The sequence below is a fragment of the Streptomyces sp. DSM 116793 genome, from assembly GCF_057320905.1.
The window spans coordinates 3,959,112-3,974,476 of sequence record NZ_CM170494.1; the positions used below are offsets into that span (position 1 = coordinate 3,959,112).

The 15,365-nt window shown below is 75.0% G+C and carries 7 protein-coding genes; 4 read left to right on the forward strand and 3 right to left on the reverse strand.

Going from position 1 to position 15,365, the window contains the following annotated elements; genetic code table 11:
* Window positions 1-122: 122 nt before the first annotated feature.
* Window positions 123-860 carry an SDR family oxidoreductase gene (locus tag ACSMXW_RS15315; protein ID WP_485806945.1) on the forward strand — a complete coding sequence of 246 codons (738 nt, stop codon included), beginning with the start codon at window positions 123-125 and terminating at the stop codon, window positions 858-860.
* On the opposite strand, the gene ACSMXW_RS15320 is transcribed toward ACSMXW_RS15315, so the two are convergent.
* The 3 genes from ACSMXW_RS15320 to ACSMXW_RS15330 form a co-directional block, all read right to left on the reverse strand.
* Window positions 857-1,972 carry an ADP-ribosylglycohydrolase family protein gene (locus tag ACSMXW_RS15320; RefSeq protein ID WP_485806946.1) on the reverse strand — a complete coding sequence of 372 codons (1,116 nt, stop codon included), beginning with the start codon at window positions 1,970-1,972 and terminating at the stop codon, window positions 857-859. The two genes, ACSMXW_RS15315 and ACSMXW_RS15320, sit on opposite strands and share 4 nt — an antisense overlap.
* A gap of 195 nt (window positions 1,973-2,167) precedes the next feature.
* Window positions 2,168-5,485, reverse strand: coding sequence for a tetratricopeptide repeat protein (locus ACSMXW_RS15325; RefSeq protein ID WP_485808059.1), 3,318 nt, complete (start codon window positions 5,483-5,485; stop codon window positions 2,168-2,170).
* Between the two features lie 303 nt (window positions 5,486-5,788).
* Entirely contained in the window at window positions 5,789-8,392 is a 2,604-nt protein-coding gene (locus tag ACSMXW_RS15330) for a bifunctional FO biosynthesis protein CofGH (RefSeq protein ID WP_485806948.1), read from the reverse strand.
* Window positions 8,393-9,125: 733 nt separating this feature from the next.
* Here ACSMXW_RS15330 and ACSMXW_RS15335 point away from each other — a divergent pair.
* From ACSMXW_RS15335 to ACSMXW_RS15345, 3 genes are all read left to right on the forward strand, one after another.
* Window positions 9,126-10,772, forward strand: a complete 1,647-nt coding sequence (locus ACSMXW_RS15335; protein WP_485806950.1) for a CehA/McbA family metallohydrolase — start codon at window positions 9,126-9,128, stop codon at window positions 10,770-10,772.
* A 795-nt stretch (window positions 10,773-11,567) separates the two neighbouring features.
* Window positions 11,568-14,525: an SARP-family global regulator AfsR gene (gene afsR, locus ACSMXW_RS15340; RefSeq protein WP_485806951.1), complete on the forward strand. Its 2,958-nt coding sequence runs from the start codon at window positions 11,568-11,570 to the stop codon at window positions 14,523-14,525.
* Between the two features lie 243 nt (window positions 14,526-14,768).
* Window positions 14,769-15,152: a hypothetical protein gene (locus ACSMXW_RS15345; RefSeq protein ID WP_485806953.1), complete on the forward strand. Its 384-nt coding sequence runs from the start codon at window positions 14,769-14,771 to the stop codon at window positions 15,150-15,152.
* Window positions 15,153-15,365: the final 213 nt, after the last annotated feature.

Genomic DNA, 15,365 nt, shown 5'->3' on the forward strand with positions numbered 1-15,365 from the left:
ACGGTCCGCCTTGGGGGTACCTCCCACGCGGCCGAGCCGCATACCGGAACTGCCCGCGCCCCTCCGGGGCGCGGGCCTTACAGTGGGCATAACCGGCATACCCCTGGAGAGTGGGGCACACCATGCGCTGCGCAGTCATCGGCGGAACAGGGCTCATCGGGTCACAGGTCGTGCGGAACCTGAACGCGGCGGGGCACGAGGCGGTGCCGCACTCGCTGTCTACGGGAGTCGACGTCCTCACCGGTCGGGGCGTGGACGCGGCGCTGGCCGGCGCCGATGTCGTCGTCAACCTGACCAACTCCCCCACCTTCGACGAGGCCTCCGTCGCGTTCTTCCGGACCTCGATGGACACCCTGCTGTCCGCTGCCCGGGGCACCGGGCACTTCGTCATCCTGTCCATCGTCGGTGTCGACCAGGTGCCCGAGCTGGACTACTACCGGGCCAAGACCCTCCAGGAGGACATCCTCAAGGCCGGCCCCGTCCCCTACTCCATCGTCCGCGCCACCCAGTTCATGGAGTTCGTCGACGCCGTCCTGTCCTGGACCGCCGACGACGACACCGTCCGCCTGCCCCGCACCCCCGTCCAGCCGATCGCCGCGGCGGACGTCGCCGCGACCGTGGCCGAGGTCGCGGCGGGCGCGCCCCTGGGCGGCACCCTCGACGTCGGCGGGCCGGACACGTATCTGCTGGACGAGCTGGGCCGCATCACCCTCGCCGCCAGGGGCGACGGGCGCTCGGTGACCACCGACGACACCGCCGGCATGTTCGCCGCCGTGCACGGCGACGTCCTCACCACCAACAGCGGCGCCCGTATCGCCCCCACGCACTACACCGACTGGCTGAAGCAGGCCACCCCCTAGCCGCGCGGGTAGCGGAGCAGCCAGGCTTGGGACGCGAGGGCGGGGCCGTGCAGGGCGGGGCCCTGGGTCATCTCCATGGCGAAGTCGTCGGCGAGTTCCAGGATCGCGGCGCGCCCCTCCAGCTCGGCCACCCACGCCGGTGGCAGCGCCGTCTCCCCGTGCAGCGCACCGAGCAGCGCCCCCGCCAGCGCCCCGCACACCGCCGAGCCCGCTCCGTGGTTGACCGCGAGGCACAGCCCGTGCCGGATGTCCTCGCCGACCAGGGCGCAGTACACGGCCGCCGCGAGCACGCCCTCCGCCGTGCCCTCCGCGGCCAGCTCCTCCACCCGGCCGGGCGTCGGCATGCCCTGCCGCACCGCGCCCAGCGCCCGCTGCAACGCGGCCGTCACGTCCTCGTGCCCGGGGCGCGCGGACAGCAGCGCCAGCGCCCGCTGCACGGCGCCGTCCAGGCTCTCGCCGCGCGCCAGCGCATGCACGATCACCGCCTGCGCCCCCGCAGCCAGGTACGCGACCGGGTGGCCGTGCGTCTGCACGGCGCACTCGACCGCGAGCTGCACCACCAGCTGCGGCTCCCAGCCCACCAGCAGTCCGAACGGCGCCGCGCGCACCGCGGCCTCCGGCCCCCGCTCCTCGGGGTTCTTCGGGGCGTCCAGCGTGCCCATCGGGGTGTCGCCGAGGCCGAGCAGGCAGGCCCGCGCCGGGTCCCTGCGCGCGTACAGCCACTCCTCGCGGGCCAGCCAGCCGTCCTCCGCGCGGCGCTCGTCGGGCCCCCAGTCGTGCTGGGTGGCCAGCCAGCGGCGGTAGGCACGGTGCAGGTCGGTGGGCGGGTGCCAGGCGCCGGTGTCCCGGCGCACCTGCGCGCGGATCAGGCCGTCCACGGTGAAGAGCGCCAGCTGGGTGCCCGCGGTGACCGTACCCCGCCTGCCGTGGACCGGGGCGAGGCCGGTCAGGCCCTCCGGGCCGTGCGCCGCGCGGATCTCCTCCAGGGTCAGCGAGGCCACGGGCGCCCCGAGCGCGTCACCGACGGCGAGGCCGAGCAGGGTGCCCCGGACCCGGCTGCGGAAGTCCTGCTGCTCCGCGCGGCCCCAGACGGCGCTGGCCCCAGCGTTCACCGCGCCTCCTCCTCACCGACCTCGCCTCAACGACATCTCCCGGCGCCCCCGCGCACCCGGTGTCCGTGTCCTCGCGGCCACCGGTGAGGGTGACCCTGCTGCACTGTAATCGACCGGAGTCGTCCCTTCAGGGGGTTCGACGGGTGTCGCCCGGGTGGCCGAGACGCCGGGCGGGGCGGGGCCGGAGCGTGTCGGTCAGCCCGGTGGGTCCTGCGCGTACCGGGCCCGGACGGCGTCCCGGGCGGCGGCGACATGGGCGAGGCGGGCGCCGAGGCGGGGGCGGTCGGCGCCGGGTGAGCGGAGCAGGGCCGCCAGGTCGTGGGCGAGCTCGGCGAGGACGTTCCAGTCCCGCTCGACGCAGAGGACGGTGCGCAGGTGGTGGTCTGCGCGGTCCCACTCGCCGAGGGCGTGGCTGCCGACGGCCTGCACGCACGACCAGGTCAGCCCGTCCGGGTCCGCCTCCGTCGCCAGGTCCCGGGTCCGGTGCCAGAGCGCCGCCGCCGCGCCCGGTCCGGCTGCCCCGGAGATGGCCAACGCGAGCCGGCACGTGCCGTTCAGCGGTGCTCCGGCACGTGCCCGCTCCGCGAGACGGCGCGCCGCGGCCCACCTGCCCGCGTCGCGGTGGGCGTCCGAGCGGAGCGCGTCGGCCTCGGCGTCGTGGGGTCCGTCCGCCAGTCGGCGTAGCGCCTCCTCCTGGCGGCCGGACCAGAGCATCAGCCGGGCGGCGGTGACCGCCGCCCAGCCGGGGCTCGACCCGACGACCTCGGGCCGGTCCAGGTCCTCCAGCGCCTGACCGGTACGCCCCATGTTGACGCAGGTCCGGATGCGTCCGGCCAGGGGCTGCCAGGCACCGGGATCCGCCTCGGCCGCCCGGTCGAAATCCCGCAGTGCCGCCCGGAACGCGCCCAGGACGCGGTGCACCCTGCCCCGTGCGGTCAGTGCGTACGCGAAGTCCGGCGCGGCGTCCAGCACGCGGTCGAGCACCGCGAGCGCCTCGTCGTACCGCCCCGCGTCCTCGTATCCGACGGCGAGGAAGGAGGCCGGCCCGGGGTTCGTGGGATCGGCCCCGGCGGCGCGTTCGAGGTCCTCCAGGGCGCCCGCCCGGTCTCCCAGCGCCTCCCGGACCCAGGCCCTCTGCACCAAGGCCCAGGCATGGCCCGGACGCGCCTCCAGGACACGATCGAGGTCGGCCAGCGCCTCCTCGTGGCGGTTCAGCTCCCGGTACGCGGCACCCCGGCTGGCGCGCGCGGAGACATGGTCCGGGTCGATGGCCAGCGCTCGGTCGAACTCGGCGACGGCATCGTCGTGACGCCCGGCGAGCCGGTAGGCGTCGCCCCGTTCGGAGGCGATCCAGGCCGAACGGGGCGCCAGCCGCACCGCCCGGTCGAAGTCCGCGAAGGCGTCGTCCCAGTCGCCGTCGCGGCCGCGCAGGCGCCCCCTGCGGACCAGCGCCCACACGTGGTCCGCGTCGAGCGCGAGTGCCTGGTCCAGGTCGGCCAGTTCCGCGTCCCGGCGGCCGAGCGCGCCGTGGCAGACCCCGCGTGACGCGTAGGACCCGGCACCGGTCGGGTCGAGCGCGATGGCCCGGTCGAATTCCGTGATGGCCTCGGCGAAGCGCCCGGCCGTCCGCAGGATCTCGCCCCGGGTCCCGATGAGGTGCGGGTCGTCGGGCGCGAGGGCAGCGGCCCGGTCGGTGTCGGCGAGGGCGGCTTCGTACGCCTGGAGCCGCCGGTGCACCAGGCTCCGGCCGTGGTAGGCGTTCACGAGTCCGGGATCGAGTGCGATCGCGCGGTCGCACTCGGCGAGGGCCGCGTCGAGATCGCCCGCGTCGTACAGCTGACGGCCGCGTGTGCTGTGCGCCAGGGCCCGGCCGCGCACGTCCAGGCCGGGCCGGGCGAGCAGCAGGTCCAGGGCGGCCGGCACGCTGCCCCCGGGGTCCGTGGTGCCGGCGGCCGTCGTCCCACCCGCGCCCGCCAGCGCCCCGCCCAGCGCCCGCCCCCACTCCCGCAGGCCCGCGTCGTCCACGTCCCGCCCCGCGTCCGCCAGCATCCGCGCCCACCGCCGGCCCACGGCGGCGCCCTGGCGGCAGGCCTCGACGGTGTCCCTCAGCGCCGCGGGCAGCTCGGCGGCCGGGTGGGCGCACAGCAGGTGGTACATCTCCTCCAGCCGGTACGCCCGCCACGGCTCGTGCGTCCACAGCCTGTGGACGTCCACGCCCTCTTCCGCCTCCGCCCGCCATGCCCCGAACGCCTCGGCCAGCCGCGCGTGCCGCGCCGCGAACTCCCGCCGCGACCGGGCCCGCTGGAGCCGCAGCATCGGCCCCCGCACGGTGTCGTGGTACTGCACCCGGCTGCCGCGCTCGCTCACGAACGGCAGGCGGCACAGCCACGCGTACAGCCCGGACGCCGCCTCGTCCACGACCGCGCGGAACACGTCCTCGTCCAGCCTCCGCGGCAGCGCGCACGCGAGGGCGGCGGAGCGCCGCACCGGGTCCGGCTCCCACTTCAGGAAGCGTTCCACGGCGGTGGCGCTGGGGTCGCCGACGTCCCCGGCGCTGCCCGGCTGGTTCTCGGCGAGCATGGAGACGAGCACCGGCAGCCGCCCGGAGAGCCGCAGCACCTCCGCGACCACCGGCTCGTCCGTGACACCCTTGGCCGCGAGCAGGTCCCTCGCCTCGGCCTCGCTGAACGGTCCGAGCGGCAGGTCGGCCACGAAGTCGGCCCAGCCGCCCCAGCGCACCGCGTCGAACGGCCGCTGGCCCGCCAGCACCACGACCACGTGCGCGGGCAGCTCCCCGTGCCGGTCCGTCGTCATCAGATCGCGCAGCCAGCCGTCCAGGAAGGGCCCGGTCCGCTCGTAGGTGTCGAAGAAGAGGACGATCCAGGGGGCGTCCGCCTCCCACAGCTCGTCGACGAGGACGGGGGTGAGGGCGCGCTCGGGCGCCAGGACGAGCTGGACGTCGCCCTGGTCGTGGAAGCGGGCCGCGAGCGTGGCGCGCAGCCGGTCGGCGCCGTGCGCGAGATCGGCCGGGTCCAGGACCCCGGCGAACGGGCCCACCCCCGGCACCAGGCCGAGCGTCGCAAGACCGGCGCGGGCCGCCACCATGCCGCCCGTGGAGGGGCGGCCCCGGGCGCCGGCGTCGTCGGCCCCCGCCTCCCGCAGGGAGACGGACTCGGCCTCCTGCCGCTTCTGCCGGTAGGCGGCTAGCCGCTTCTCCAGCGTCTTCAGCGGCCGGCCCTGCCGGGCGAACTCGGCGCTCACGGCGGCCAGCACCTCGGGGACGCTGCCCACGGACTCGTCCAGGTACGCGGTGAGCGCGCCCCGCTCGCGCGCCGCCTGCTCCATCTCGCGCACCAGGAAGGTCTTGCCGACGCCGGCGGCGCCGTGCACGTGGAAGAGGAAGCGGTGCCGGTCGTCCTGCGGTGGCAGGTCGAAGTTGGCCCGGAACGCGGTGAGTTCGCCCTGCCGGCCGACGAATCCGGCACGCCTGCGCCGGCGGATCAGCTCGTGCATGGACAGCCCGGCACGCGCCACGGCCCCTCCCCCTCCCACGGTCCCCCGGCGGTCCCTCCCGCCCTCCATCCTGCCCCAGGACGGGCCCCGGCAGAGGCCACCTTCCGGTCGGCCGCGCCCGACTGGGGCGCGGGGATCGCTGGGGTGCCCCCAGAGGTGCCCCCCCAGCGGTTCCCCGCGCCCCCAGAGGGCACCGGGGCGGAGCCCCGCCGACAGGTGGACGGACGTCAGTCCGTAGCCGGACGGTCAGTCCGTGGGTGGACGGTCAGTCCGTGGGTGGACGGTCAGTCCGTGGGTGGACGGTCAGTCCGTCAGGACCGGGAGCAACTCCGGGAGGTGACCGTCCGAGGCCGCCGCCGCCCGCCTGCGTTCGTCCGGCACCTGACCGTACAGCGTGGTCCGCGGCCGGGCCGGCCGCCCCGCGGCCTCCGCGATGGCGACGAGATCCCGCACCGACCGGTACGAGCCGTACCGGGAGCCCGCCATGCGGGAGATGGTCTCCTCCATGAGGGTGCCGCCCAGATCGTTCGCGCCGGAGCGGAGCATCTCCGCCGCGCCCTCCGTGCCGAGCTTGACCCAGCTCGTCTGGATGTTGGGGATGTAGGGGTGGAGGAGCAGCCGGGCCATGGCGGTGACCGCGCGGTTGTCGCGGAGGGTGGGGCCCGGGCGGGCGATGCCCGCCAGGTAGACGGGGGCGTTGGTGTGGATGAAGGGGAGCGTCACGAACTCGGTGAAGCCCGCGACCCCCTTCTCCACGGCCCTGCGCTGGATGCCGGCGAGGGTGCGCAGGTGGCCGAGCCAGTGGCGGGGCTGGTCCACGTGCCCGTACATCATGGTGGACGAGGTGCGCAGGCCGACCTCGTGGGCCGTGCTGATCACGTCGATCCAGGTGGCCGCGGGCAGCTTGCCCTTGGTGAGCACCCAGCGGACCTCGTCGTCCAGGATCTCCGCGGCGGTGCCGGGCAGCGAGTCGACGCCGGCCTCGCGGGCGGCGGTGAGCCAGTCGCGCACGGACATGCCGGTGCGCGCGGCGCCGTTCACGACCTCCATGGGCGAGAAGGCGTGCACGTGCATGCCGGGCACCCGCTCCTTCACGGCGCGCGCCAGGTCGAAGTAGGCGGTGCCGGGCATGTCGGGGTGGATGCCGCCCTGCATGCAGACCTCGACAGCGCCGACGTCCCAGGCCTGCGCGGCCCGGTCGGCGACCTGCTCCAGGGAGAGCGTGTACGCGTCGGCGTCGGTGCGGCGCTGGGCGAACGCGCAGAAGCGGCAGCCGGTGTAGCAGACGTTGGTGAAGTTGATGTTCCTGGTGACGATGTAGGTGACGTCGTCGCCGACCACCGAGCGGCGCAGGTCGTCGGCGACCGCGCAGAGCGCGTCCAGGGCGGGCCCGTCGGCGTGCAGCAGGGCGAGGGCCTGCTCGTCGGTGAGCAGCGTGGGGTCGTCGGCGGCCTGGCGGAGCGCGGCGCGGACGTCGCCGTCGATGCGCTCGGGCACCATGCCGGGCGCGGCCTGCTCGCGCAGCGCCGCCCAGTCGCCGTACACCTCGTCGAAGTCGTCGCGGCGGTCCGCGGTGCGGCCCTCGGTGTCGATGGTGCGGTGCAGGTCGGTGCGGCCGGTGGCGGTGAAGCCGCTGTCGGGCTCCTGCCAGGGCAGGCCGACGGGGCGCGCGGACTCGTTCGCGAGGCCGGTCTCCGGGTCCGCGAGGGCGGTGACGTGCGGCAGCAGGCGGGGGTCGAGCCAGGGCTCGCCGCGGGTGACGTACTCGGGGTAGACGGCCAGGCGTTCCCGCATCGTGAAGCCGGACTCGGCGGCGCGGGCGGCGAGTTCGTCGATCTGGGGCCAGGGGCGCTCGGGGTTCACATGGTCGGGGGTGAGCGGGGAGACGCCGCCCCAGTCGTCGATGCCGGCGCCGATCAGCAGCGCGTACTCGCCCTCCACCAGGTTCGGCGGGGCCTGGATGCGGGCGTCGGGGCCGAGGATCAGCCGGGCCACCGCGACGCACGCGGCCAGCTCGGTCAGCTCGGCGTCGGGCATGCCGCGCATGGCGGTGTCCGGTTTGGCGCGGAAGTTCTGGATGATGACTTCCTGGATGCCGTGGTAGGCGCGCTGTACGCGGCGGATCTCGAAAAGGGACTCGGCGCGCTCCTCCATGGTCTCGCCGATGCCGATGAGGATGCCGGTGGTGAACGGCACGTTGGAGCGGCCCGCGTCGTGCAGCACCCGCAGGCGTACGGCGGGCTCCTTGTCCGGGGAGCCGTGGTGCGGGCCGCCGGGCTCGGACCAGAGGCGGGTGGCGGTGGTCTCCAGCATCATGCCCATGGAGGGCGCGACGGGCTTCAGGCGCTGGAAGTCGGTCCAGCCGACCACGCCGGGGTTGAGGTGGGGCAGCAGGCCGGTCTCCTCCAGGACGCGGACGGCCATCGCGCGCACATAGGCGAGGGTGTCGTCGTAGCCGTGCGCGTCGAGCCACTCGCGGGCCTCCGGCCAGCGGTCCTCGGGCTTGTCGCCGAGGGTGAAGAGGGCTTCCTTGCAGCCCAGTTCCGCGCCGCGGCGGGCGATGTCCAGGACCTCGTCCGGGGAGAGGTACATGCCGTGGCCCGCGCTCCGGAGCTTGCCGGGGACGGTGACGAAGGTGCAGTAGTGGCAGCGGTCGCGGCAGAGCCGGGTGAGCGGAATGAAGACGGACTTCGAGTAGGTGAGCGTGCCGGGGCGGCCCGCCGCCACCAGTCCGGCGTCCCGGACGCGGGCGGCCGCGGCGCACAGCTGCGTCAGGTCGTCGCCGCGGGCCTGGAGGAGGACGGCGGCTTCGGTGCGGTCCAGTGCGACGCCGTCCCGCGCCCGCCGGAGCGCTCGGCGCATCGCTGTCGCGGTGGGGGCGGTGGGGACAAGACGGTCATCGGTCATGAACCGAGCATACGATCGGCCTGCGGCCATTTGTCGAACGGTACGGCGCGCACTTCTTGTCCGAACGTGCACCCCCACCGGGGCGACGGTCCCGGTTCGCCCCGGCCCACCGGGCGGTGGAGGCTTCTCGCGCCGTTCCCCGCGCCCCCTTTTGCAGGCGCCTCCGGCGCCGTCGGGCCACTACCGCAACGAGCGGAGGCCGTCCCCCCGGCGCACGCACGCCGTGGCTCGTCGCGCAGTTCCCCGCGCCCCTACCACGGCGCCTCCGGCGCCCTCAGCCACCACCGCAACGGGCAGAGGCCGTCCCCCAGCACACGCACATCGTGGCTCGTCGCGCAGTTCCCCGCGCCCCTACCGGGGCGCCCCCTGAGCGCCGGGCCGCCCCGGCTCCCCAGGGGCGCGAGGAACTGCGCGACAAGCCCCCGCCGGGCCGCAGACATACGACAAGCGCAAGTGGCACCCCCAAGGGGCGCGGGGAACTGCGCGACAAGCCCCCACCAGGCCGGTGGCCGGGGCCGGAGGTCGTAAGGGGCTTGGCGAGGTGGCCGCCGTAGGGAGTCGGGCCAGGGCCACCCCCACCGGGGCGCCCCCTGCGTAAGGGTGAAGTCGGACGTGGCGAGGGTTCGTGGCTGTGCACGCGTCGATTCCCTTCCCTTCCTCCGCAGTTCACGGCTCAATACCAGGGTTGGCCGAACCACACACGCCGTACCGACCCACCCTCATGGGGGCATGCATGTGCGAGGACCACACCAGGACCGGCACCACCGGAGCCACCGGAGCCACCGGCACCACCGGAGCCGGCACCACCGGCACCAGCCGGACACCCGGCGCCGAAGGCGCCACCGAACAGGGCGAACGCGGCCCCCGCACCGGCCGCCCCCTGGGCAGACGCGCACTGTTCGTGACGTCCGCCGCCACCGCGCTTACCTTGGGCACCGTGAGCTTCGCGAGCGGCGCCGACGGGCGCCCCCCGGCCTCGGGCCAACAGACCAGGACCGTCCGCGGCACCCTGCCGCCCGGCTCGCCCGACTTCGTCTACCTGCCCGTGGAGGTGCCGCCGGGCGTCCGCGAGCTGCACGTGGCGTACACCTACGAGAAGCCGTCCGTGCCCGCCGGCACGCAGGGCAACGCCCTCGACATCGGCCTCTTCGACGAGCGCGGCACCGCCCTCGGCGGCGCCGGCTTCCGCGGCTGGTCGGGCGGCGCCCGCACCGAGTTCTTCGTGCGTGAGGACGACGCCACGCCCGGCTACCTCCCCGGCCCGGTACGCCCCGGCACCTGGCACATCGCGCTGGGCCCCTACACCGTCGCCCCGGACGGCCTGCCGTACGAGGTCACCCTCACGCTCACCTACGGCCCCTCCGATCCCACGCCCAAGCCCGTCTACCCGCCCGAGCGCGCCAAGGGCCGCGGCCGCGCCTGGTACCGCGGGGACTGCCACCTGCACTCCTGGTACTCCGACGGGCGCCGCACCCCCGCCGAGATCGCCACCCTGGCCCGTCAGGCGGGCCTCGACTTCATCAACACCTCCGACCACAACACCAACTCCTCCCACCCGCACTGGGCGGACCAGGCCGGCGACGACCTGCTGATCCTGCTCGGCGAGGAAATCACCACCCGCAACGGTCACGTGGTCGCGCTCAGCACCGACCCCGGCACCTTCATCGACTGGCGCTACCGCGCCCGCGACAACCGCTTCGGCAGCTTCGCCCGCGAGATCCACCGCCGGGGCGGCCTCGTCGTGCCCGCGCACCCGCACGCCACCTGCGTCGGCTGCGGCTGGAAGTTCGGCTTCAACGACGCGGACGCGGTCGAGGTGTGGAACGGCCCCTACACCGCCGACGACGAGATCCAGCTCGCCGACTGGGACAACACCCTCGTCGCGGGCGTGCGCGCCGGCCGCCGCGACTGGCTGCCCGCGATGGGCAACAGCGACGCGCACCGCGACCCCGACGTGGTGGGCCTGCCGCAGACCGTGGTGCTCGCCGACGACCTGACCAGGGAGGCGATCCTCGCGGGCATCCGCGCCGGCCGCAGCTACATCGCCGAGTCGTCGGCGGTGGAGGTGGCCTTCACCGCGTCCGGCAGCCGCGGGGAGCACGCGGGCATCGGCGAGCGCCTGGACGTCGACCCCAACACCCCGGTCACGGTCCGCCTGGAGGTCAAGGGTGCGCCGGGCCGCACCACGCACATCGTCACCGACCAGGGCACCCTCTTCACCGGCCCGGCCCTGCCGGACTCCGGCGCGGGCACGGTGGAGTGGCAGACCACCGCCTCGTACGCGGCCTACGTGCGCGCCGAGGTCCGGCACCCGTCGGCGACCCCCGGCCTGCCCGGCGCGTTCACGGCGCTCACGAACCCGATCTTCCTGGGGAGGTAGGCAGGGGCCTCTCGCCGGGGCTGCCCCCGGCGCCAGGAGGGCTCACCGGCCCCGGCGCCGAGAGGGCTCACGGGCTGCCCCGGGGCGGAGAGGGCTCGCGGCCGGACGCGCGGTTCGCCGCGCCCCGGAAGGGGCGCGGCCACCCGGAGTGGTGAGTTCCGGCTCACCGCGGCCGCGTCACGCGTTAGGGTGATCGGCCCCGCCGGGCTCCGAACACCTCGGGCCGGCAGCATGGAAGGCCTGATCGAACGTGACCGACAGCCGGCCGCCGTTACCGGGGCCCGGTGGAGTACCGCGGCGGTCCTGCCCCCGGAATTATCCGGAATTCGTCCTCCGCTTGTATTCGGCCAATGCCGCTCCCCGAGCGCGTTCCACCGTATACACCGTGCAACCTTGGCAACCGGCCCGCCGCCCCCGCCGGACCCGGGCTCGGCAGGGCCGCCCCGCGGGTGGGCGCCGCCCGGCGGGCCCCGCCGGGCACACCGGTCCCCCGACGCAAAGCGGACGCCACGGCACGGGCCGGACCGCACGGCACGGGCGCCCGCGGCATCCGGCTCGCACCGTGCGCGGCCCGGCCCGGCGCAGGACGCCGGCGCGCGGCCCCGCCGGCCGCTAAGCGGAATCCGGAATGCGCCCCTCAAGGCGCCGTCAGGCGCGCCCTCACGCGGTGTGGCGCCATGGCGAGAACACACACCCACGTGCGAGGACCCTGTGAGAGGTCATCCGCGGAGCTGACGCATCTGCCATGAACAAGGCAAACTGACGGAGGCGATCCAACTGGTGCAGGGGGCAGCGATGAGCGGTGTACCGCGAGTACCGGAGCAGCGGCTTCCGGCCGCGGGGCCCGACCCCGCGCAGCCGGCGCTGTGCTTCAGCGTGCTCGGTCCGGTGCGCGCCTGGCGCGGCGAGGAGCCCCTGCCCATGGGCTCGCCCCAGCAGCGTGCCCTGCTGGCGGTGCTGCTGCTGCGGGAGGGCCGCACCGCCACCGCTCCCGAGCTGATCGACGCGTTGTGGGGCACCGAGCCGCCGTCCCAGGCGCTGGCCGCGGTGCGCACCTACGCCTCCCGGCTGCGCAAGACCCTGGGTCCGGGCGTGCTGGTCAGCGAGGCTGGCGGCTACTCGATCCGGACCGGCGCCGAGGCCCTGGACCTGACCCGGGCCGAGGAGCTGTGGGCCGAGGCCCAGAAGTCCCGCGGCGCGGGCAGCCTCACGGCCGCCAGGAACCTCGTCAACAAGGTGCTCGGCCTGTGGGACGGCGAGCCGCTGGCGAACGTGCCGGGGCCGCACGCGGAGAACCAGCGGGCCCGCCTGGAGGAGTGGCGGCTGCAACTGCTCGAGTCCCGCCTCGACATGGACCTGGAGCAGGGCCGGCACGCGGAGGCGGTCTCGGAGCTGACCGCCCTGACGGCCGCTCACCCGCTGCGCGAGCGGCTGCGGGAGCTGCTGATGCTGGCGCTGTACCGCAGCGGGCGGCAGGCCGAGGCACTGGCGGTGTACGCCGACACCCGGCGGCTGCTCGCCGAGGAGCTGGGCGTCGACCCGCGGGCCGGCCTGAAGGACCTCCAGCAGCGCATCCTGCGCGCGGACCCGGGCCTGGCGGAGCCCGCCTCACCGGCCGCGGAGCCGGCCGTGGCCGCGGTGCGGCCCGCCCAGCTGCCCGCGACCGTACCGGACTTCACCGGCCGCACCGCGTTCGTCTCCGAGCTGACCGAGGTGCTGGCGACGGCCGAGGGCCGGGTCATGGCGGTCTCCGCGCTGGCCGGCATCGGCGGCGTCGGCAAGACGACGCTCGCCGTGCACGTCGCGCACGCCGCGCGCGGCGCCTTCCCGGACGGCCAGCTCTACGTGGACCTCCAGGGCACCAGCCCGCGGGCGGCCGACCCGGAGGCCGTCCTCGGCGCCTTCCTGCGTGCCCTGGGCACCGCCGAGGCGAGCATCCCCGACTCGCTGGAGGAGCGGGCCGCGCTGTACCGGTCGGTGCTGGACGGCCGCAGGGTGCTCGTCCTGCTCGACAACGCCCATGACGCCGCGCAGGTACGACCCCTGCTCCCCGGCACCGAGGGCTGCGCCGCCCTGGTCACCTCACGCGTACGCATGGTCGACCTCGCCGGCGCCCACCTCGTCGACCTCGACGTCATGTCCCCCGAAGAAGCCCTCCAACTCTTCACCAAAATCGTCGGCGCCGAACGCGTCGCCTCCGAACGCAAAGCCGCCCTCGATGTCGTCGCCGCCTGCGGCTTCCTCCCCCTCGCCATCCGCATCGCCGCCTCCCGCCTCGCCGCCCGCCGCACCTGGACCGTCACCATCCTCGCCACCAAACTCGCCGACGAACGCCGCCGACTCGACGAACTCCAAGCCGGCGACCTCGCCGTCAAAGCCACCTTCGAACTCGGCTACGGCCAACTCGAACCCGACCAAGCACGCGCCTTCCGCCTCCTCGGCCTCGCCGACGGACCCGACATCTCCCTCCCCGCCGCCGCAGCCACCCTCAACCTCCCCACCCCCCAAACCGAAGACATCCTCGAAACCCTCGTCGACACCTCCCTCCTGGAATCCGCCGCACCCGGCCGCTACCGCTTCCACGACCTCGTACGCCTCTACGCCCGCTCCTGCGCCGAACGCGACGAACCCCCAGCCGAGCGGAACGCGGCCCTCTCCCGCCTACTCGACTTCTATGTGGTGACGGCCGCGGGCGTGTACGCCATCGAGCGGCCGGGCGACCGGCTGGTGGACCACATGGAGCGCACCGAGTACCCGGGGCTCACCTTCCCCAGCCGGCAGGCGGCGCTGGACTGGCTGTTCGCCGAGTCTGACTGCCTGCTGGCCTGCGCACAGCAGTGCGCGGCGGGACCCACGCTGCGCCGCGCCGCCGACCTGCTGATGGCGTCGAACGACCTGGCCGAGTCCGGGGCGAACCACCGCGGTTACGAGGTCGCCGCCGTCGCGGTCGGCGAGGCGGCGCGCGCGGCCGGTGACGTCCACGCCGAGGGCCGGGCCCGTACCTGCCTGGTACACGTCCACAGCGTCACAGGGCGCTTCGAGCGTGCCGACGAGGAGGCGCAGCTGGCGCTGAAGGCCGGCACCGCCGCGGAGGACTCCCTGGTCATCGCCCGGGTGTCGAACCAGAGCGGCATCATCGCCATCTACGCACACCGCCACGAGAGCGCGCTGGCCCATCTGCGGCAGGCCGTCGAGGTCTTCCGGGCCGACCGCAACCGCTCGGGCGAGGCAGGGGCCCTGTCCAACCTCTCCCGGGTCCACCTGGCGCTGGACGAGACGGAGGCCGCCGTCGAACTCTCCTCGCAGAGCGTGCAGATCTACGCCAGCCTGGGCGCCACCTTCCGGCTCGCCAACGCCAAGTACGCACTCGGCCTCGCGCTCACCCAGGACGGGCGGCCCGACGAGGCGCTGGACCAGCTCACCGACGCGCTCGCCGCGTTCCGCGAGAGCCGGCAGCGCCTGTGGGAGGGCATGGCCCACTGCCGGATCGCGGAGGCGCACCTCGCAGCGCACCGCCCGGCCCGCGCCGCGGAGCACGCGGAACAGGCCCTGGCCCTGCGCGGACTCGGCGGCGAGTGGCGCCGCGGCATGATGCTGACGGTGCTGGGCAAGGCGCTCATGGGCATCGGCCAGAGCGTGCGCGCGGAGGCGTGTCTGCGTGAAGCGCTGTCGATCTACGGCAGTTATGACAGACTCGGTTCGCCCGAGGCGTCCGAGGCCCGCTCCCTGCTGAGCGCGGTGTCCGCCTCATAGCGGGGCAGGGACCGGGGCGGGGACCCCGGCAGCCGCCCGCGGGCCGGCCGCCCGTGGGTTCGTTCATCGTTTGTTTATCGCGGCACGGCACTCTCATTGCTGTCGATCCGTCGCGTCGGGGGGCAGACGGGTCGCCGGGGCCTCACCTTTAGGGTGAACAACCCGGAGCAAGCACCCGGCGGCCCTCGGGGGAGTCGCCGGGTGTGTGCTTCTCGCCCCACCCTTGCGAGTTCAGGAGTTGCGATGAGCGCCGATGACAAGCCCGGGACAGTGACGCCGCAGCAGGACCAGGAAACGGTCGTGCCACTCGACCACCACATGCCGGCGCCGCCGACCACGGCCCTCACCGAGGAGACGGTCCAGCCGCTCGACCACCACATGCCCGCACCGCCCACCACGGCCCTCACCGAGGAGACGGTCCAGCCGCTCGACCACCACATGCCGGCGCCGCCCACCACGGCCCTCGCGAGCGGACCGATCAAGCCGCTCGACCACCACATGCCGCTTGTGCCCGAGAGGCAGGCCGACGGCTCGGGCGGAAGCGGCCGGATCGAGCCCGAGGGTGAGCACCTGCCGAGCGAGCCCGCCAAGCCGCTCGACGAGTTCCGCTCCGGCGGGACCGCCTAGCCGGGCGGCGATCACCCGGGCAGGCGGGAACGCCTGCGCACCTGGGCAGCGACAGCCAGGCGCACCACGCAGGAGAACGGCCGCGGCGGCGCGGAGGGGGAGCCGCCGCGGCCGTCGCATGTCCGCCGCCGGAGGCCGCCGGAGGGTCGCCGTCCGGCGGTGGCCTCCGACGTTCACCAGCCGGCGTTCACCATCCGCCGTTCGCCGCCGGGC

What these genes read in the sequence shown, in the direction of transcription:
- ACSMXW_RS15345 (WP_485806953.1), top strand. Translation starts at nt 14,769, where the DNA reads ATGAGCGCCGATGACAAGCCCGGGACAGTGACGCCGCAGCAGGACCAG.
- ACSMXW_RS15330 (WP_485806948.1), bottom strand. Translation starts at nt 8,392, where the DNA reads ATGACCGATGACCGTCTTGTCCCCACCGCCCCCACCGCGACAGCGATG.
- ACSMXW_RS15315 (WP_485806945.1), top strand. Translation starts at nt 123, where the DNA reads ATGCGCTGCGCAGTCATCGGCGGAACAGGGCTCATCGGGTCACAGGTC.
- ACSMXW_RS15325 (WP_485808059.1), bottom strand. Translation starts at nt 5,485, where the DNA reads ATGCACGAGCTGATCCGCCGGCGCAGGCGTGCCGGATTCGTCGGCCGG.
- afsR (WP_485806951.1), top strand. Translation starts at nt 11,568, where the DNA reads ATGAGCGGTGTACCGCGAGTACCGGAGCAGCGGCTTCCGGCCGCGGGG.
- ACSMXW_RS15335 (WP_485806950.1), top strand. Translation starts at nt 9,126, where the DNA reads ATGTGCGAGGACCACACCAGGACCGGCACCACCGGAGCCACCGGAGCC.